Origin of the sequence: Paraburkholderia sp. BCC1885, assembly GCF_900996235.1 — a bacterium.
Classification (GTDB): Bacteria; Pseudomonadota; Gammaproteobacteria; order Burkholderiales; family Burkholderiaceae; genus Paraburkholderia.
In genome coordinates this window covers 161372-178567 of sequence record NZ_CAAJGM010000077.1, presented here as the reverse complement: position 1 = coordinate 178567, position 17196 = coordinate 161372, and the positions used below count along the sequence as shown (strand labels likewise).

The 17196-nt window shown below is 62.2% G+C and carries 16 protein-coding genes and 1 pseudogene; 4 read left to right on the top strand and 13 right to left on the bottom strand.

Annotated elements, in window-relative coordinates; genetic code table 11:
- The 5 genes and pseudogenes from FQ755_RS06820 to FQ755_RS06800 all read right to left on the bottom strand — a co-directional run.
- Window positions 1-200: pseudogene (locus FQ755_RS06820) on the bottom strand (hopanoid biosynthesis associated radical SAM protein HpnJ); the annotation flags it as partial.
- A 110-nt stretch (window positions 201-310) separates the two neighbouring features.
- A complete protein-coding gene (locus FQ755_RS06815; protein ID WP_144152426.1) occupies window positions 311-661 on the bottom strand; it encodes a hypothetical protein in 351 nt (116 codons plus the stop codon).
- 259 nt (window positions 662-920) lie between these two features.
- The gene (locus tag FQ755_RS06810) at window positions 921-2411 is read right to left on the bottom strand and encodes an efflux transporter outer membrane subunit (RefSeq protein ID WP_260858365.1); all 1491 of its coding nucleotides are present in this window, start codon (window positions 2409-2411) and stop codon (window positions 921-923) included.
- The gene (locus tag FQ755_RS06805) at window positions 2401-3678 is read right to left on the bottom strand and encodes an efflux RND transporter periplasmic adaptor subunit (protein ID WP_144152424.1); all 1278 of its coding nucleotides are present in this window, start codon (window positions 3676-3678) and stop codon (window positions 2401-2403) included. Before FQ755_RS06805 ends, FQ755_RS06810 begins: the two co-directional genes overlap by 11 nt.
- A 62-nt stretch (window positions 3679-3740) precedes the next feature.
- Entirely contained in the window at window positions 3741-6971 is a 3231-nt protein-coding gene (locus tag FQ755_RS06800) for an efflux RND transporter permease subunit (RefSeq protein ID WP_144152422.1), read from the bottom strand.
- 182 nt (window positions 6972-7153) lie between these two features.
- Here FQ755_RS06800 and FQ755_RS06795 point away from each other — a divergent pair, with 182 nt between their 5' ends.
- Together FQ755_RS06795 and FQ755_RS06790 are read left to right on the top strand one after the other, a co-directional pair.
- Window positions 7154-7828: a heavy metal response regulator transcription factor gene (locus FQ755_RS06795; RefSeq protein ID WP_144152420.1), complete on the top strand. Its 675-nt coding sequence runs from the start codon at window positions 7154-7156 to the stop codon at window positions 7826-7828.
- On the top strand, window positions 7828-9219 hold the full coding sequence (locus FQ755_RS06790; protein WP_144152442.1) for a heavy metal sensor histidine kinase: 1392 nt from the start codon (window positions 7828-7830) through the stop codon (window positions 9217-9219). The genes FQ755_RS06795 and FQ755_RS06790 overlap by 1 nt, the downstream gene beginning before the upstream one ends.
- A 19-nt stretch (window positions 9220-9238) precedes the next feature.
- Here the strand turns inward: FQ755_RS06790 and FQ755_RS06785 are convergent, their stop codons facing one another.
- From FQ755_RS06785 to FQ755_RS06755, 7 genes are all read right to left on the bottom strand, one after another.
- Window positions 9239-9541, bottom strand: a complete 303-nt coding sequence (locus tag FQ755_RS06785) for a DUF4148 domain-containing protein (RefSeq protein WP_144152418.1) — start codon at window positions 9539-9541, stop codon at window positions 9239-9241.
- 133 nt (window positions 9542-9674) lie between these two features.
- On the bottom strand, window positions 9675-10094 hold the full coding sequence (locus FQ755_RS06780) for a RidA family protein (RefSeq protein WP_144152416.1): 420 nt from the start codon (window positions 10092-10094) through the stop codon (window positions 9675-9677).
- A gap of 18 nt (window positions 10095-10112) precedes the next feature.
- Entirely contained in the window at window positions 10113-10841 is a 729-nt protein-coding gene (locus tag FQ755_RS06775; RefSeq protein ID WP_144152440.1) for an amino acid ABC transporter ATP-binding protein, read from the bottom strand.
- A gap of 14 nt (window positions 10842-10855) precedes the next feature.
- A complete protein-coding gene (locus FQ755_RS06770) occupies window positions 10856-11815 on the bottom strand; it encodes an agmatinase (RefSeq protein ID WP_144152414.1) in 960 nt (319 codons plus the stop codon).
- A gap of 33 nt (window positions 11816-11848) precedes the next feature.
- Window positions 11849-12511, bottom strand: a complete 663-nt coding sequence (locus FQ755_RS06765; RefSeq protein WP_144152412.1) for an amino acid ABC transporter permease — start codon at window positions 12509-12511, stop codon at window positions 11849-11851.
- Window positions 12501-13181 (bottom strand): amino acid ABC transporter permease, encoded by a 681-nt coding sequence (locus FQ755_RS06760; RefSeq protein ID WP_144152410.1) that lies wholly within the window; start codon window positions 13179-13181, stop codon window positions 12501-12503. Before FQ755_RS06760 ends, FQ755_RS06765 begins: the two co-directional genes overlap by 11 nt.
- A gap of 11 nt (window positions 13182-13192) precedes the next feature.
- Window positions 13193-14044 carry a transporter substrate-binding domain-containing protein gene (locus FQ755_RS06755; protein ID WP_144152408.1) on the bottom strand — a complete coding sequence of 284 codons (852 nt, stop codon included), beginning with the start codon at window positions 14042-14044 and terminating at the stop codon, window positions 13193-13195.
- A gap of 211 nt (window positions 14045-14255) precedes the next feature.
- Here FQ755_RS06755 and FQ755_RS06750 point away from each other — a divergent pair, with 211 nt between their 5' ends.
- A complete protein-coding gene (locus FQ755_RS06750) occupies window positions 14256-15128 on the top strand; it encodes a LysR family transcriptional regulator (protein ID WP_144152406.1) in 873 nt (290 codons plus the stop codon).
- 135 nt (window positions 15129-15263) lie between these two features.
- Here FQ755_RS06750 and FQ755_RS06745 read toward each other — a convergent pair whose 3' ends face one another.
- Window positions 15264-15980, bottom strand: a complete 717-nt coding sequence (locus tag FQ755_RS06745; RefSeq protein WP_144152404.1) for a TetR/AcrR family transcriptional regulator — start codon at window positions 15978-15980, stop codon at window positions 15264-15266.
- A 114-nt stretch (window positions 15981-16094) separates the two neighbouring features.
- Here FQ755_RS06745 and FQ755_RS06740 point away from each other — a divergent pair, with 114 nt between their 5' ends.
- Window positions 16095-17195, top strand: a complete 1101-nt coding sequence (locus FQ755_RS06740) for an HlyD family secretion protein (protein WP_144152402.1) — start codon at window positions 16095-16097, stop codon at window positions 17193-17195.
- Window position 17196: the final 1 nt, after the last annotated feature.

Below are 17196 nucleotides of genomic sequence, written 5' to 3'. Positions count from 1 at the left end.
TGCGCAATTTCAAGCGCCGCGTCCACCGACAAACCATCCGCCGGCGCATCGAGCACGCGGCTCTCCGGCACCAGGGCCGCCGGTTGCGCGAGCCAGGTGGGATACCAGAAGGAGCGGATCTCGCGTTTCGCCTGATAGCGCGAACCCGCGCCGCCATCGAAACCGTCATACGATGGGGCCTGCAGAAATAAGGTTTTCATGTGTGTTGCTCCGGCTATTTTTTAATTTGTCGTGTGTTCGAACGAGAGAAGTCGCGACAACGTGTCGATACACGGGGCCGTGCCGTCGCCGCTGAATTCATCGAAAAGGTCTAGCACGCTACCCACTCGATCGGTCTGCGATTAAGCAGGAGATGCAGAATGACCAGCACTCGGCCCGGACAGACAGGGGAAACCGACGTCTTTCGGGAAGGCGCATCCGTGACGACGGCATAGTCGTAAGACAGCGCACGAACGAATGCAGCGCGAGCCATTCGTTTGACGACCAGCACGATGCAAGCAATGATGGCTAGCACCGCAAGGCGAAAAGTCGCGGATGTAAACACGTCTTCGGAAATACCCAGAAAGCCAATCGACGCCAGAACACCCACCTGTATCGCCGCAGCGGCAAGCGAGGCCGTCAAAAGATAGGCTCGTAGCATGGTGATCGTGGCTGGTTTCATCGGGCAGCTCGTCGAAACAGGTGGACGGAAATATCGAACACGCTTTCATTTTCCTTGTGGCTACTGATTCACCATTGCAAATCGCAAGCTTTCAAAGCACATCCATACGTCCACTCGTTGTCGCACGATAGTAGCGGCGAAATCTGATGGGAACCTTAAGCAGAAAATCCATATTCTTTCAACGAAATAACAGCATCAAAAGTATGAGGACAATCGCGCTTGCACTTCGTAATCCTGCATCAGCAAGTTCCAGGTGCCATCACCAGATGCCGCCTAGCGCTTTGACGAGCAACACGCTTGCATCCATTTGACGACGTTCGAGATCGACAGCGATGCGTTCGTTCGCCAAGGCCGTGCTCTGCGCGCTAACCACCTCCAGATAATCCGCCGTTCCGATCCGGTATTGCTGCAGTTCAAGCTGCACGGTTTGCCTCGCCGCCGCCACTGCTTCGTTCTGCTTGCTAGCCTCCTGACCCAGGATACGTAACGATGCCAGGTTGTCCTCAACTTCCTGAAACGCCGTCAACACGGTTTCGCGATAGTCGGCTGCACTGGCGTCGAATTGGGCTTGCGCCTTTTCCGTCAATGCCTGGCGGCGTCCGCCGTCGAACAGCGTACCTACCAGAGCTGGACCGACCGCCCACATGCGCGACGGCGCGGTGAGCCAGTTCGTCAACGTCGAACTCTCGACACCGCCGGTGGCCGACAGCACCAGATCGGGAAAGAACGCGGCCTGCGCAATGCCGATCCGGTCATTGTCCGCCGCCACGCGCCGCTCTGCGGCAGCGATATCGGGCCGGCGCTGCAATAACTCCGAAGGCAATCCGACGGGAATCGCAGGCGGCGTGAAACCAGCCGTGACCGGTGGCAGACTGAACGTCGACGCCGGCTCGCCGGTTAGCGTGGCGATAGCGTGTTCGTATTGCGCGCGAGTCACGCCAAGATCGATATCCTGGGCCTCGGTGGCGCGCAGTTGCGTTTCGGCCTGGCTCACATCCGCCTGCGACGAGACGCCCACCGCGAGGCGGCTTTGTGTGAGTGCGAGCGTCTGCCGATAATCGATAATCGTCTGATCGAGCAACTGCTTCGAGGCATCGAGCCCACGTAGATTGAAGTAGTCGACCGCCAGTTCCGCATGCACACCGAGCCGTATGCTCTCGAGGTCGGCTGCGCTCGCCTGCGCACCGGCGCGTGCCGCGTCGTTCTCGTGCGCGATTCTGCCCCACAGGTCCGGTTCCCAGCTCGCGTCAAGCGCTACTGCATAGTCACCAAAAGACTTGCCGGCTGTCCCCTGATGGCCGATCACGCTGGCCGAGTCATGCAGGCGACTCACGCTGGTCGTTGCGCCAACGGTCGGCAGATACGCAGCGTGGGCGGACTGGACCATTGCGCGCGCCTCCTGCAGTTGAGCGACGGCTTTCTGGATGGTCTGATTCGAAACGCTCACGCGTGCTTCAAGCGAATTGAGTTGCACGTCGTTAAAGCGCGTCCACCACGCGCCGCGTGCCGCGGCGTCGGCGGGCGTGGCACCGGTCCATCCCGGCGTTACGGGCGACAGCGGCACGGCAGCGCTTGTCGAGGACGTATCGCTTTCCTTATAGGCAGCGGGCACGCTCACCGGAGGCCGCACATAGTCCGGCCCAATCGAACAACCCGCCATGCCCAACAGATTCGTCACGCAGATCACGCCCAGCAGCACCGGGCAAAACCGCTGCAGCGGCATACGGCGAGGACGCGCTTCACCCCTCATGACCACCTCCTGCGCTGCGGGCCGCCGGTGCCGCTTTTCCCGCAGCCGCGGCGTCTGAGATCCGCACGGCCTCGCCGTTGGTAATCGAATCGGAGGGATTCAGAATGACGCGATCACTCGCAACCAGACCCGAAGCAATCTCAATCCGGGTCCCAAAGTCGCGGCCGGGCTTGACGGTTTTCAGCAGCACATGCTGTTGCGCGTCGATCGTGGCCACCTGCAACCCTTGCGGCCGATAGAGCAATGCATTCACCGGCAGCGACAACCCCGGTTCAGCGGTGCGCAAGGCAATGCGCACCTGGCCGAACGATCCGGGCAGCACGGCGCCATCGGCGTTCGGGACGTCGACTTCGATACGCAGCGTGCGCGTCACCGCATTGATCGCACCGCTATTGCGCGCGACCGTCCCCGTCTCGCAACGGCCCGGCAATTGCGCGACCACAAGACACGCCGGCGTACCGTCGAGTGGAGTGCCGACGTAAGCCTGCGGGACATCGGCGTACACACGCAAGGTGCTGGTCTGCGCGAGGTCGAACATTTCTTTTGCGGGCCCCCCTGCGCTGCCGGCATCGATCAGCGCGCCGACATCGACATTACGCGTCGTGATCACACCATCGAAAGGCGCGTAAATCTTTTCGTACGACTGCATTTGCGCCAGCCGCGTCACGTTCGACTGCGCCGCTAGCAGCGCCGCGAGTTTGGCTTGCGCGTCGCTTTGTTTCATATCGGTGTCCTGCTGCGATACCGCATGCGTCTGCACCAGTTGCTGCCAGCGCGAGGCCGTCACCTTAGCCAGTTGCTCGTTCGCCTGCGCCTGTTGCGCGTCGGCGCGCGCCTGACGCAGTTCGGCATCCACTTCAGGCGCGTCGATCGTGGCCAGCAACTGCCCTGCTTTCACATGCGTGCCGATGTCCGCATACCACGCCTTCAGATAGCCGTTGGTGCGCGCGAAAATCGGCGTCTGCCGATTGGCTTCAATATCGGCGGGTAACACGAGCGACTGATCGGGCGGTGCGATCGTCGGCAGCGTGAACTGCACGGTGGGAATCGCAAGCGCTGCGGTTTGCCGTTGCAGCGCGGCGTTCGCCTGCACGCGCGGCCAGATGCCTGCGGCAAGCACCAGCGTTATCCCCGCTGCGATCGCCGCGAGTCGCAGGGCGCCGCGCCCATGCAGCTTGCTGGCCGGCCCGCGCGTCGCGGTAGGTGCGTGCGCAACGCGCGATACGTCTCGCACTTCCGGCGCAGACTCGGGATGTTGAGTGGGCATACGGCATACTCCGTTCAAGGCAGATCAGATCGAATAGCGGACAAGACGACGCGTCGCGCGGATTACTTCAGAATCGCGAGGTCGGGCTGTGGTACATCGCCGGGCCGCCGCTTCGCCAGCCATCCATGCACCACCGAAAACACCACGGGCAGAAACATCAACGTGGCGAGGGTGCCGATCATGAGACCGCCGATCACCGCACGGCCCAGCGGCGCGTTCTGCTCGCCGCCGTCGCCGAGACCGAGGGCCATCGGCACCATGCCGATCACCATGGCGAGCGCCGTCATCAATACCGGCCGAAAGCGTCCGACGCCGGCCGCAAGCGCAGCCTGCAATGGCGCCATCCCCTGCGCAAGGCGCTCGCGGGCGAAGTTGACGACGAGAATGCTGTTAGCCGTGGCCACGCCGATGCACATCATGGCGCCCGTCAACGCCGGCACGCTGAGCGTCGTATGCGTGATGAACAGCATCCACGCGATGCCGGCCATCGCACCCGGCAGACCGCCGATGATGACGAGCGGATCGAGCCACGACTGAAAATTGACGACCATCAGCAGGTAGACGAGCAATACCGCAAAGCCGATTCCAAGCGCAAGGCCGTCGAATGAGCCCTGCATGGTCTGCACCTGGCCGCGAATGACGACACGCGCACCGCGTGGCAAGGCTGCCCGGGAAGCGTCGACGATGCGCGTCACGTCGGTCGCCACACCGCCCAGGTCGCGGCCCTGCACAGAACCGAAGATATCGATCACCGGCTGCACGTTGTAATGCGAAACCACCGCCTGCTGCGTGGCGCGCGAGAAGGTGCCCAGCGAACCGAGTATGCCGTTTACGCCGCCCGCATTGCTGCCCGACCCGCCGGTTCCGGGCGAGAACGTCGCGGCTAGCGGGATATTGGCGAGCGCCTGCAGAGAATCGATGTCGTACTGCGGCGCCTGGGTCATCACCGGATAGCTCACACCATTCTGTGGATTGAGCCAGAAATTCGGTGAGGTCTGCGAACTACCCGAAAGCGCAATCAGAAGGCTGCGCGCGACGTCCTGTTGTTGCAGGCCGGCTTGCAGCGCCTTGGTACGGTCCACGTCGACATCGATGGCTGGTTCGTCGTCGGGTTGCTGGACACGCAGGTCGACGAGCCCTTGCACACCGCGCAGCTTCGTCAGCAGCGCATCGGCAAATGCCCGATTGTCGTCGAGGTCGTTACCTACCACCTGAATGTCGATAGGCGCCGGGAGCCCAAAGTTCAGAATCTGACTGACCATATCGGCAGGCAGAAATGAGAACGTCACGGCTGGGAACCGTGCATCGAGCATCGGCCGCAGTTTCGCAACGTATTGCGCGGTTGGTTGATGCTTCGCGTCCAGCGTAACCAGAATGTCGGCGTCGGCCGAGCCGATCGGCGCGGAGCTGCTGTACGAAAGATTGATGCCGCTGGTCGGCAGCCCGATGTTGTCGACGATGGTGGTCAGTTCGCGGGCCGGAATGACCGCGCGAATGCTGTTCTCGATTTCATCGGCAAGACGTGCGGTCTGTTCGATACGGGTGCCGGTTTTGGCGCGCATATGCAGGCGTATCTGCCCGGAGTCGATCTGCGGAAAGAAGTCACGGCCGAGCAACGGCACCAGTGCGAGCGAGCCGATGCACACCAGCAGGAAGACGGCCATGAAACGCCGCGGCGCCGCGAGCGCCCGTTCCAGCACATGCTGATAGCGCTCCCGCAGTCCGTCGAAACCGGCCTCGAAGCGCTTCTGAAACCGCTCGAAGCGATTCTGCGGCCGGCCGTGTTGGTTACCCTCTTCTGTCGCCGGCCGCGCATGGCGCAGCAGATACATGGCCAGCGTCGGCACCAGCGTGCGGGAGAGGAAATACGACGCCAGCATCGCGAACACGACGGCTTCGGCCAGCGGCGTAAACAAATAACGGGCCACGCCGGACAACAACAGCATCGGCACGAACACAATGCAGATCGACAGCGTTGAAATCAGCGTCGGCACGGCGATCTCGCCCGAGCCATCGAGGATCGCCTGCAGCAGCGGTTGCCCCTGTTCCAGGTGGTGGGTGATGTTCTCGATCGCCACGGTTGCGTCGTCCACCAGAATCCCCACGGCGAGCGCGAGGCCGCCAAGTGTCATGATGTTGATGGTCTGACCGAGCAGCGATAAGGCGATCAGCGACGAAATCATCGCCAGCGGAATGGAAATACCGATGATCAGCGTGGCGCGCCAACTGCCGAGAAACAGCAGGATCATCACTGCCGTGAGGCCGGCGGCGATCAGGCCTTCGCGCACCACGCCCTGGACCGCGGACTTGACGAAGATCGACTGGTCGGTGACGGTCTGGATATCGAGCGCGGTCGGCATCTGCGAGCGGATTCGCGGCAACAGACGCTTGATGTTGGCAATGATGTCGAGCGTCGAGACGTTGCCGCTCTTTTCCACTTCGAGCAAGGCGGCGCGCTGCCCGTCATGGCGCACGATGTTGGTCTGCGGCGCATAGCCGTCGCGCACGGTGGCAACGTCATGCACATAGGTCACCGTGCCGTCGGGTTGGGCGCGGATCGGCAAGGCGTTCAGTTCCGCCACGGAACGCGCCGCGCCATTCATGTTGACGTTGTATTCGAAGGTGCCGATCTTGGCCGAGCCGCCCGGCAACACCAGGTTTTGCGCGTTGACCGCGTTTACCACGTCCGACGGCGTCAGATGTTTGGCCTGCAGCGCCTGCTGGTCGATGTCGACCATGATCTGCCGCACCTTGCCCCCATACGGAATCGGCACGGCGGCGCCTTCGACGGTCGCCAGTTGAGTGCGGATGAAGTTGTTGCCGAGGTCATAAAGCGTCTGTTCGGGCAACGTCTGGCTCGACAACGCGAGTTCCATGATCGGCACCGTCGAGGCGTTATAGGTCAATACCATCGGCGGCAGCGTGCCGGGCGGCAGGATGCGCAGCAGCGACTGCGCGCTCGTCGAAGCCTCGGTCATGGCCCGCGTGATATCCGCGCCGGGATGAAAGAACACCTTGATAACCGCCACACCGTTGAGCGACTGTGATTCGATGTGCTCGATATCGCCGACGTCCGAGGTCAACGCGCGTTCATAAGGCGAGACGATCCGGTGCGCCATGTCCTCCGACGACATTCCGCTGTAGCTCCAGACCACGCTGATCACCGGGATGTCGATGTTCGGGAAAATGTCGACGGGCGTACGCATGATCATGAGAGGACCGATGATCACAAGCAGCAGTGCCAGCACGATAAACGTGTACGGGCGGCGAAGAGCGACTTTGACGATCCACATGATGAAAGCGGCGCCTGAGAGATGCAATGACCGCAGTCTAGAGAGGCCGCGTTTGCGTCAAGATTGCCCGTAGATGACAAAGCCGTAATGAACCGGGCAGCGTAGTACGGGTATCATCGAAGGCACCCGCCGGGTTCAAGCGCGGGACGCGTCACCTCAAATCAACAGGAGAGACGGCTGCGATGAAGGTGCTCGTAATCGAAGACGAACCGAAGGCCGGCGACTACCTCAAGAAGGGCCTGGAGGAGTCCGGTTTTGTGGTGGACGTGGCGCGCAATGGTGTCGACGGCCTGCATCTGGCGCTGGAAGAATCTCACGATGTCATCGTGCTCGACGTCATGCTGCCGGGCATGGACGGTTGGCAGGTGCTGCAGAAAATCCGCGGCCGCAAGGACACGCCGGTCCTGTTCTTGACGGCGCGCGACGAGATCGAAGACCGCGTGCACGGCCTCGAACTCGGTGCTGACGACTATCTGATCAAACCATTTGCTTTCGTCGAGTTGCTCGCACGCGTGCGCACGCTCGCACGGCGCGGCCAGTCCCGCGAAAGCGATACGCTGACGATCGGCGATCTCGAGATCAATGCCAGCCAGCGCAAGGTGAGACGCGCCGGCCAGCGCATCGACCTCACGCCACGTGAGTTCGCGCTGCTCCATCTGCTCGCGCGCCGCTGCGGCGAGGTGCTAAGCCGCACGCAAATCGCCTCATACGTCTGGGACATGAATTTCGATAGCGACACCAACGTCGTCGACGTGGCGATCCGGCGGCTGCGCGCGAAAATCGACGACAATTATCCGCTCAAACTGGTGCATACCGTGCGCGGCGTCGGTTACGTGCTTGAAGTAAAGGACGCATGATGCTGCGGCTCTCGTTGACAGCAAGGCTGGCCGCGTCGTTTGCGTTGATTACCGTGCTGGTGTTCGGCGTCGGCGGCAGCGTGCTGTATCAGGCCCTCGCGAAGCAGATTCGCGCCCAGGACGATTTCGATCTGGTGTTGACGGCACGGCATCTGCGGCGCCTCGCGAGCGAACTGGATTCGCCGCAGGGCATCAAGTTGCATGAATCGCGGCTCGACAGCCTGGTGCTCGGCAATCAGGCTTTCTTCCTGCGAATGCTCGACGCCGACGGTCACGTCCTGCTGGAGCGCAATCCCTCGCACTTTGCGATTGGCGACCTGCAGGAAGTCAAGCCGTTGAACCGGATTCTCGAGCACGACGTGCAGGAATGGCATACCGCCGACGGCCTGACCGTGCGCGGCGTCGCCACGGATATCGCGCTGGCCGACGGTTCGGTCGTGGACGCCGTGGTCGGACGCGAAATGAGCGACCGCGAAGCGCTACTTGCCCGCTACCGCAACACACTCTACCTGACGACGCTATGCGCCCTGCTCGCTGCAGCGGCACTCGGCTACGTGGCCGTGCGTAATGCCCTGCGCCCGCTACGCGACATCGCCGGCAGCGCTACCCGTGTAACGGTTGGCAAACTCGATACGCGCCTTGCCTCGGGCAACGTGCCGCACGAACTCGCCGCACTGATCGAGGCCTTGAATTCGATGCTCGCGCGGCTCGAATCGGGCTTCCAGCGGCTCTCGCAATTCACAGCCGATCTTGCCCACGACCTGCGCACACCGCTCGGCAATATGCGCGGCGCGAGCGAGGTGGCGCTCGCACGTCCACGCTCGACCGACGAATATCAGGCTTTGCTGGTATCCAATATCGAAGAGTGCGAACGGCTATCCCGGATGGTCGAAAACGTGCTGTTTCTCGCCCGTGCCGACAATCCGCAGTACATGGCGACGGCCGTGGATTTTCCGGTACACGATGAATTGCTAAGGATAGCCGATTATTTCGAAGGCATTGCGGACGACGCCGGCATTCTGATTCGGGTAACGGCCAGCGGGCAACTTCACGCCGATATCGATCTGTTCCGCCGCGCCGTCAGCAACCTGTTGGCAAACGCGCTGCGCTATACGCCGCGCGGCGACACCGTGACGCTCTCGGCAAGCGAAACGCCCGAACAGATGATCGTCACGGTCGCCAATCCCGGTACACCGATTCCATCCGAACATCTAGGGCGGCTCTTCGACCGCTTCTACCGCGTCGACGTATCGCGCAGCAATTCAGCCGGGTCAACCGGCTTGGGGCTCGCCATCGTGCGGACCATCATGGAACTGCACGGCGGCCGCGCAGCCGTCGAGAGCAACGCGACGGCCACGCAATTCCATCTGTATTTTCCGCGCCAAAAATGAGGTACTGGGACACGTCGAATCAATTGGACGCCAAGCGTGAGCGATCGTCCTGATACCGCGCCAGATATTCGGTACGGTTTCGCGCGATCGCCTGCTGTGTCGGCGGATAGTTGTTTTTCGACACTGGCAGCAGCCCTTGCTGTTCCGCCTGAACCAGTTCCGCCTGAACCAGTTCCGCGCGAACCTCGGCGCGCGTTTTACCGGTGTTTGCCGCGACTACGGGGGGCGTCATGGCGGCGGCAGTCTGCGCGAACGCCGTTCGATCGGCAAACGCAAGCGTGCCCATGACGGTGGCAAGTACGGCATATCGGGTGAGTTTCATGACAGACTCCTGGAATGGGTTGCGCCGGCTCGTGCGTCTATCGCTCCCGGCTCGTTTCACGTAGCAGCGAAGCTACGAACCCATTCTCAGCCTCGGCCGTTTGCACCGAGGTGACGCGTTCATGACGGATTTGTCATTTCGCGTCCGGCTTGACCGCCACGACGTCGATCTCCACCACCCATTCGGGGCGCGCAAGCGCCTGCACGACAATGCCGGTCGAGACCGGAAACACGCCCTTGAGCCAGCGGCCCATCACGTTGTAGACGGCTTCGCGATAGCGCGGGTCGATGATGTAGACCGTCACCTTGCAGATGTCCTCCAGCTTGCTGCCGCATTCATCGAGCAGCATCTTGACGTTCGACATCGCCTTCTCGGTTTGCGCGGTGACGTCGCCGATGCCCACCGACTCGCGCGTGTCGAGATCCTGGCCGATCTGGCCGCGCAGATACACCGTGTTGCCGGCGACAACTGCCTGGCACAGATCGTTGTCGAGCTTCTGCTCGGGATACGTTTCGCGAGTGTTGAATTTGCGGATGCGCGTATGAGTCGTCATATCGTGTGGCTCGAAAGTTTAGTGATGAAGGATCTTGGAAAGAAAGCGTTTCGCGGCGGTGCTGGCGGCGTCCTCGAAGAACGCGTCGGTCGGACTGTCCTCGATGATCGCGCCATCTTCCATGAAAACGACCCGATGCGCGACGCGCCGCGCGAAGCCCATTTCGTGCGTGACCACCATCATGGTCATGCCTTCGCGCGCCAGTTCGACCATGACGTCGAGCACTTCGTTGACCATTTCGGGGTCGAGCGCCGAAGTGGGCTCGTCGAACAGCATCGCCATCGGATCCATCGACAAGGCGCGCGCAATCGCCACACGCTGCTGCTGGCCACCCGACAACTGCGCCGGATACTTGTGCGCGTGCGCCGACAGCCCAACGCGCTCGAGCAGTTCGCGCGCTTTCGTAAGGGCCTGGTCCTCGCCGCGGCCTAGCACGATGCGTTGCGCGAGCGTGAGATTGCGCGTCAGGTCCAGATGCGGAAACAGTTCGAAATGCTGGAACACCATGCCGACGCGGCTGCGCAGCTTCGGCAGATTGGTCGACTTCGCGGCGAGCGAGGTACCGTCGACGACGATATCGCCCTTCTGGAACGGCTCCAGTGCATTGACGGTCTTGATCAACGTCGACTTGCCCGAACCCGATGGTCCGCACACCACGACGATCTCGCCCTTGTTCACGCGCGTCGAGCACTGCTTCAGCACGTGATGGCTGCCGTACCATTTGTCGACGCCCCGAATCTCGATGATGGCCTGATTCGAACTCATTTGTCGAAATATCCCGCGCGGATCGAGGCGCCAATCAGGTTGAGAATCAGCCGCCCGGCGGTCACGCAGGAAATCAGATTGGCGTCGTCCTTTTCCGGCTGAATCTCGACGATATCCATGCCGACCACGCGGCCCTTTTTCACCAGCCCGTGAATCAGCTTGCGCGCCTGCACGAAGGTCACACCGCCGGGCGCCGGTCCGGCGACAGCCGGCATTACCGCTGGATCGAGACCATCGGCGTCGATCGTCAGATAGTAGTTGCCGCCATCGGGAATGCGCGCGAGCACCGCGTCCATGCCGATGTCGTGCAACTCATATGCGGTGACCAGTTCCGAGCCATAGGCGCGTGCGGCGGCCAGTTCCTCGCCGCGTCCGCTGCCTTGCGCCCGCAAACCGATCTGGATGATGCGGTCGACGTGCGCCATTTCCGAGGCGCGGCGAATCGGACTCGACAGGCCTTCGCGAACGCCGTTCACGTCGTCGCGCCAGTCGAGATGCGCGTCGACATGCACGAGCGTGATCGGGCCTCTGGCGTCGAGGCCGCGCAGGATCGGCGTGGTGATGCCATGATCGCCGCCGAGCACGATCGGCATGGCCCCACCGGCGACGATGCGGCGCACGGCCGCTTCGGCGCGTGCGTAATGCTCGCCGGGCTGCGTCAGATCGGGCACGATGTCGCCGCAATCGACAAAGCGCACGTCATCGCGGCCTTGCAAGAGCGGCCCATCGATATCGAAGTCGTAGTGATCCGGCTTGCGCACGACGCGGTCGGTCGCCTGGCGGATCGCCGAAGGCGCGTTGGTCTGGTCATTGCTGAAATCGGACGGCGCATACGGCGCGCCATACGGCATGCCGAGCACGGCGATATCGGCTTTCAGGTTGTCGATGTCGAGATCGAGTTCCGAGTAAAGCAAGGTGGGATGGCCGATGCGCGGCGCGACGGTGTATCGAGTCATGCGAGTGTCTCCAGGGGAATGGCGGAATCTGCGTCAGACGTGGCGCGCGCGCCGTCCGATTACGGTCTCCAGACGGCGGCCGACGCCGGCGAGCAGAACGCTGCAGATCCAGTAGATCAATGCCGTCGTGCCGAGCACTTCGACATACGCAAAGGTGTTGGCGGTGAGCAGATTGCTCTGGTAAGTCATCTCAGGCAGGCTCATCACCGAGAAGATCGCCGAGTCCTTGAACATCATGATCACGAGGCTCGTGGCCGGCGGCGTGATGTAGCCGAACAACTGCGGTGCGATGACATGGCGCTGCGTCTGCCAGAACGTCATGCCCAGAGAAAACGACGCCTGGGTCTGGCCGCGCGGCACACTATGCAAGGCCGCGCGCAGGATCTCGCAGAAGTAGCCGCCCGTATAAAACGCCGTGCAGCCGATCGCGACGGTCATCGCCGAGGCATTGACGCCGAGCTTCGGCAGTCCAAAGAAGGACAGGTAGACGAGAATCAGGTACGGAATGTTGCGCACCAGCTCGACATAGGCGAGCGCCACCGGCCTCAGGACCGTGCGCGACTGCGCCGCGTAAGCCGCGATGATTCCCGCAAGCGCGCCCAGCGGAATGCCGATCGCGCTAACCAGCGCGGTGACGCGCAGCCCGTCGAGCAACACCGGCACGGCTTCGCGGACGATGGAAAAATCAATGGCCATGGGGCAGCATCCTCGAAACACGGCGCTCGCATACGCGCGACACAGCCGAGATGCAGAACAGGATCACGAAGTAGACGCCCGCCGTAATCGTGAAGACCTGTAGCGGCAAATCGGTTTGCAGCGTGGCGTTGCGAGCGACCGTTGCAAGCTCCGGCACCGCGATGATCGACATCAGCGACGACGCTTTCAGGAGGAGCGTGAACTCACTGGTAAGCGGCGGAATGGCGCGATAAATCATTTGCGGCAGCAGTATGTGACGCCATACTTGCGCAGCACGCATGCCGATCGCGAAGCCGGCCGCGCGCTGGCCCCACGAAATCGTGCCGAGCGAACCACGCAGAATCTCGACGATGTACGCACTGGTATTGCATGCGAGTGCCGCGATTCCCGCGGTGACCGGCGAGATCGAAATATTGAGCAGCGCCGGCACCATGTAGTACGCAATCAACATGTGAATCAGCGCGGGCGTGCCGCGAATCAGGCTCACCCATAGAATCACCAGCGCACGCAGCGGACCGAACGGCGCAATGCGCGCGAGCAGCAATACGATCCCAAGCGCGAGGCCGAGCGCAAACGCACCGACAGAGGCGGCCAGCGTCAGCGCGGTTCCCGAAACGACGCCGTCGAGAAATGGCGCGATCACGCCACCCTTGTCGAACCAGTTGAGCATGGCGTCGTGCGTCAGATGGCGCCGGCCGGCAGATAATCCGTGCGCGGCGTGTCCATCGGCGCGCCGAACCACTTCGTCTGCAACGCGGCGAGCTTGCCGTTCGCGTGGAATTCTTCGAGCGAATCGTTGATGAACTTGCGAATTTCGAGGTCGTTCGGGTTCGCCACCCACGCCAGCAACTTGGGCTGACCGATGGTGCCTGCAATGCGGAACTCATTCGGTTGCCGCTTCATCTCCACGGCGGCGATGTTCGACGGCATGAGCGCCACGTCGACGGTTTTGTTGGCGAGCGCGGTCGATACGTCCGGATACGCCTGAAACAGCTTGGTGCCCGCGTAGCCCTTGCCGGTCTTCTCTTTCAACTCCTTCTCGAACTCGTCGGCGACCGGTTGCGACGACGAACCCATCTGCGTGCCGATCGTCTTGCCGCCGATGTCGAGATCGCGCTTGATGGAGCTGTCGTCGGCGCGCACCAGCAGCACCGAGCGCACCACGCCGACCGGCTCGCTGAACGCAAAGCGTTTGGCGCGCTCCGGCGTGATGCCGACGCTGGTGGCCACGAAGTCGAACTTGTGCGCCATCAGGCCCGGAAGCAGGCCCTGGAACGGCAGATTCATCTGCTCCAGCTTCACGCCGAGCTTCGCCGCCATCAGTTCGAGCACGTCGTGACCGTAGCCGACGATCTGGCCGTTTTCGACAAATTCAAACGGCTCATACGCGGCTTCCGTGCCGACCACCAGCTTGCCGCGCTGCTTGATATCCGCGAGCGTGCCGCCCTCGGCAAAGGCGAGCTTCGGCAGCGCCAGCGCCACGCCGGACGCGAGCGTGGTTTTGATGAAGGATCGTCTGCTCAGTTGTTTCATTGCGCTCTCCGCGTGATGGTCATGGGCTCGTGTGGGGTGACGGACTGGCACAGCGCGGACCCCGCGACTTGGCGCGATTTGTCCGCCGATTCAATGTATGTCGCCATAAAGAGGGTGAAAAATGATTTTTTTAGCGGTATGGTTCCGGAAAACGAAACCATTTCCTATGAGCCTGTTTTGCTTCATTCACCTCGACTGAGGAGTCACCTGAGTGCCACGAGCCGATTTCACCGAACGCGATTTGCGCTCGCTGCGCATCTTCTGCGCCGTCGCGCAGGCCAATGGCTTCGCGGCTGCGGAAAAGCAGTTGAATATGTCGAAGGCCTCGATTAGCCGTCATATCCGCGAAGTCGAGGAGACGCTGGGTGCCCGCTTGTGCGAGCGCGGCCCCTCGGGATTCGTGCTGACGCATGCGGGAAAAGTCGCGCTCGATCTGGCGCGCGACGCGATCCGCGCGCTGGAACGGATCCAGCCGGAAATCGACGCCGTGCGCGGCGTGCTGTCTGGCACTCTGTCGATCGGCATGGTCGAGCACATCATTAGCGACGACGGCTGCCACCTGTCCGAAGTTCTCGCCGCACTTAAACAGCAGGCGCCGGACGTGAGCGTCGAGCTTCGTGTCATGACGTTTAACGAACTCGATCTGGCATTGCGGGAACGCCATGTCCAGGTGGCAATTCGCGGCATGTACCGGCGCGAGGCGGGGTTTCATTACCGGCCGCTCTTCATCGAGCGGCAAACACTCTACGTGGCGCGGCACAAGTTGCGCGAGGCGTCGACCTTACCGCTCGTCTATCGCGAGCAGCCGTTCGTGCACGAGGCGCTCAATATGCTGGGGATGGAGCGTGGACCGTCTGCGTTAGGGCTTGAGGCGGTCGCGATGCTGGTGTTGTCGGGACACTATGTCGGCCTGTTGCCGCAGTTCTATGCGGCGTCGTTTGCAAAGCGCCACGCGCTCGCGAAAGTGCCGTCCGGCCCGGTCTATGAAAATACGATCAGCGCGATTACCGAAATTTCCCGCCCGACAACGCGCGCGCTCGAGTTATTTCTGGATCTGCTGCAACAGCTTCACGGCGCGGGATGAGGGTCTCGCCGCGCTAAAGTAGTCCGGTCTGCGCACGCGTACCCACCAACATGTTAAGCATCGCGAATGAAATTTCAGCGATGATGTTTTGCCGAATACGCCGGCGGCGTCCGGCACATCAAACGATGCGCAATCTCACTGGAACGGATCGAGCGCATGCGCCGCCACGAAGATGGCCAGCATCCGCTTGATATGCGAGTCGATCTCGCTGCGCACGCCGTCCACATTCTGGCCGAGCATCGCCCGCATCAGAAGCGGCGCCACGATGGAATCCAGAATCTGCGTCGCCAGAACGCGCGCGTGATTTTTGCGCGTGGCTTCGCTGCGCGCGGCGCGCGGCTGCTGCGAATGCTCTGCTATCAGCGTGGTGACCATTTCGATCGCACGCAGACGCCCCGCCTCATGGGTCAATTGCGCAAGCGCCGGGAAGCGCGGCGCATCTGCTACCACCACCCGCGTCAACGCGATAACTTCATCGCTCAACAGGCGCGTGACCAGCGTCCTCGTCGCGAAAGTCAGCAACTCCAGCAAGGAGTCGGCTCGTCTTGTGTCCGCGATGATGCGCATGCTGCGCTCCACGGAGCGTGTCACGACCGCGGAAAAAAGCGCTTCTTTATTTTCGTAGCGGCTGTATAGCGTGGCCTTGCTGGCGGATGCCCGATCGGCAATCCGCTCCAGCGAAGCGCCCGCGAAACCGTATTCGAGAAACACCGCGGTGGCGGCATCGAGGATCCGTTCTTCGACCTCGCCCGCCATCGACGCGGACGGTCGGCCCTTGCGCGGACAAAACCGCATCTTGAGTGAGAAGGCCGTCGAGGGGCTATCGCCGCCCTTGATGATGCGTTTGATCATGCTGCCTGCCGGAAAAAATGACCCTCAAATTATCACAGTTTCTCTGGGTGAATAGAACGGTACCGTACCGTTCTATTGTATGATCCCGGCAATTGAGTATTTCTGGAGAGACCGATGGCAGGCAGTGAAAGCGATATGGAAACGCCGTCCGGCGCGCAAGGCAACCCAGGCGCGGAGCCCGGCAAGGCCCCCGTGAGCCCGGCCCGCAAGCGCCTGAACCTGCTGATCGGCGCGCTCGTGCTCACCGTGCTGGTGGCGGCCGGCGTGCTCTACTGGCTGCATAGCCGGCATTACGAGAGCACGGACGACGCGTTTATCGACAGCAACCAGAGCCAGATCGCCTCGCAGATCAGCGGGCGCGTGATCGAATTGCTGGTCGCAGACAATCAGCACGTCGACAAGGGCCAGCCTATCTTGCGCATCGATCCGCGCGACTATCAGGTCAAGCTCGAACAGTCGGAAGCGCAGGAAGCCAATGCCGTCGCACAGGTTGCGCAGGCGCGCGCCGACCTGACCGTGCAGATCGCCAATCTCGCGCAGCAGGAGGCGCAGGTACGGGTGTCCGAGGCCGATCTGGTGCAGGCGAAACAGGACCTGGCGCGCTTTCTGGGCGTGGACCCCGCCGCCATCACGCGTCAGCAGCTCGATCAGAGCCAGGCTAGCGCAAAAAGCTCGCTGGCGAAGCTCGACAGCGCGAAGCAGGCGGTCGCCGCCGCACAGGCGCAAATCGTCTCGCAGCGGACCAAAATCGACGCGACGCAGGCATCGGTGCGCCAGATACAGGCCGACGTCGACAACGCCAAACTCCAGTTGAGCTACACGGAAGTGGACGCGCCCCAGGCGGGCAAGATCACGCGCAGAACCGTGAATCTGGGCAACTACGTGACGCCAGGGCAGGCGCTCGTCGCCGTGGTCCCTGACGATATGTGGGTGACCGCCAACTTCAAGGAGACGCAGCTCATCCACATGAAGGTCGGCCAGCCGGTCGACGTCACCGTCGACGCCTATCCGGACAAGCTGCTGCATGCGCACGTCGAAAGCCTGCAGCGCGGTACAGGTTCCGTGTTTAGCAGCCTGCCCGCTGAAAACGCCACCGGCAACTATGTGAAAGTGGTCCAGCGTCTGCCCGTAAAAATCGTGTTCGACGGCGACGACTGGCGCAGCCTGCCGCTGGCGCCGGGCTTATCAGTCAGCCCGCGCGTCACGGTGCAATGAC

Coding starts and splice junctions, on each gene's coding strand:
- FQ755_RS06810 (WP_260858365.1), bottom strand. CDS start 2,411: ATGAGGGGTGAAGCGCGTCCTCGCCGTATGCCGCTGCAGCGGTTTTGC.
- FQ755_RS06770 (WP_144152414.1), bottom strand. CDS start 11,815: ATGACTCGATACACCGTCGCGCCGCGCATCGGCCATCCCACCTTGCTT.
- FQ755_RS06745 (WP_144152404.1), bottom strand. CDS start 15,980: ATGATCAAACGCATCATCAAGGGCGGCGATAGCCCCTCGACGGCCTTC.
- FQ755_RS06780 (WP_144152416.1), bottom strand. CDS start 10,094: ATGACGACTCATACGCGCATCCGCAAATTCAACACTCGCGAAACGTAT.
- FQ755_RS06805 (WP_144152424.1), bottom strand. CDS start 3,678: ATGCCCACTCAACATCCCGAGTCTGCGCCGGAAGTGCGAGACGTATCG.
- FQ755_RS06800 (WP_144152422.1), bottom strand. CDS start 6,971: ATGTGGATCGTCAAAGTCGCTCTTCGCCGCCCGTACACGTTTATCGTG.
- FQ755_RS06795 (WP_144152420.1), top strand. CDS start 7,154: ATGAAGGTGCTCGTAATCGAAGACGAACCGAAGGCCGGCGACTACCTC.
- FQ755_RS06765 (WP_144152412.1), bottom strand. CDS start 12,511: ATGGCCATTGATTTTTCCATCGTCCGCGAAGCCGTGCCGGTGTTGCTC.
- FQ755_RS06740 (WP_144152402.1), top strand. CDS start 16,095: ATGGCAGGCAGTGAAAGCGATATGGAAACGCCGTCCGGCGCGCAAGGC.
- FQ755_RS06760 (WP_144152410.1), bottom strand. CDS start 13,181: ATGCTCAACTGGTTCGACAAGGGTGGCGTGATCGCGCCATTTCTCGAC.
- FQ755_RS06785 (WP_144152418.1), bottom strand. CDS start 9,541: ATGAAACTCACCCGATATGCCGTACTTGCCACCGTCATGGGCACGCTT.
- FQ755_RS06755 (WP_144152408.1), bottom strand. CDS start 14,044: ATGAAACAACTGAGCAGACGATCCTTCATCAAAACCACGCTCGCGTCC.
- FQ755_RS06790 (WP_144152442.1), top strand. CDS start 7,828: ATGCTGCGGCTCTCGTTGACAGCAAGGCTGGCCGCGTCGTTTGCGTTG.
- FQ755_RS06815 (WP_144152426.1), bottom strand. CDS start 661: ATGAAACCAGCCACGATCACCATGCTACGAGCCTATCTTTTGACGGCC.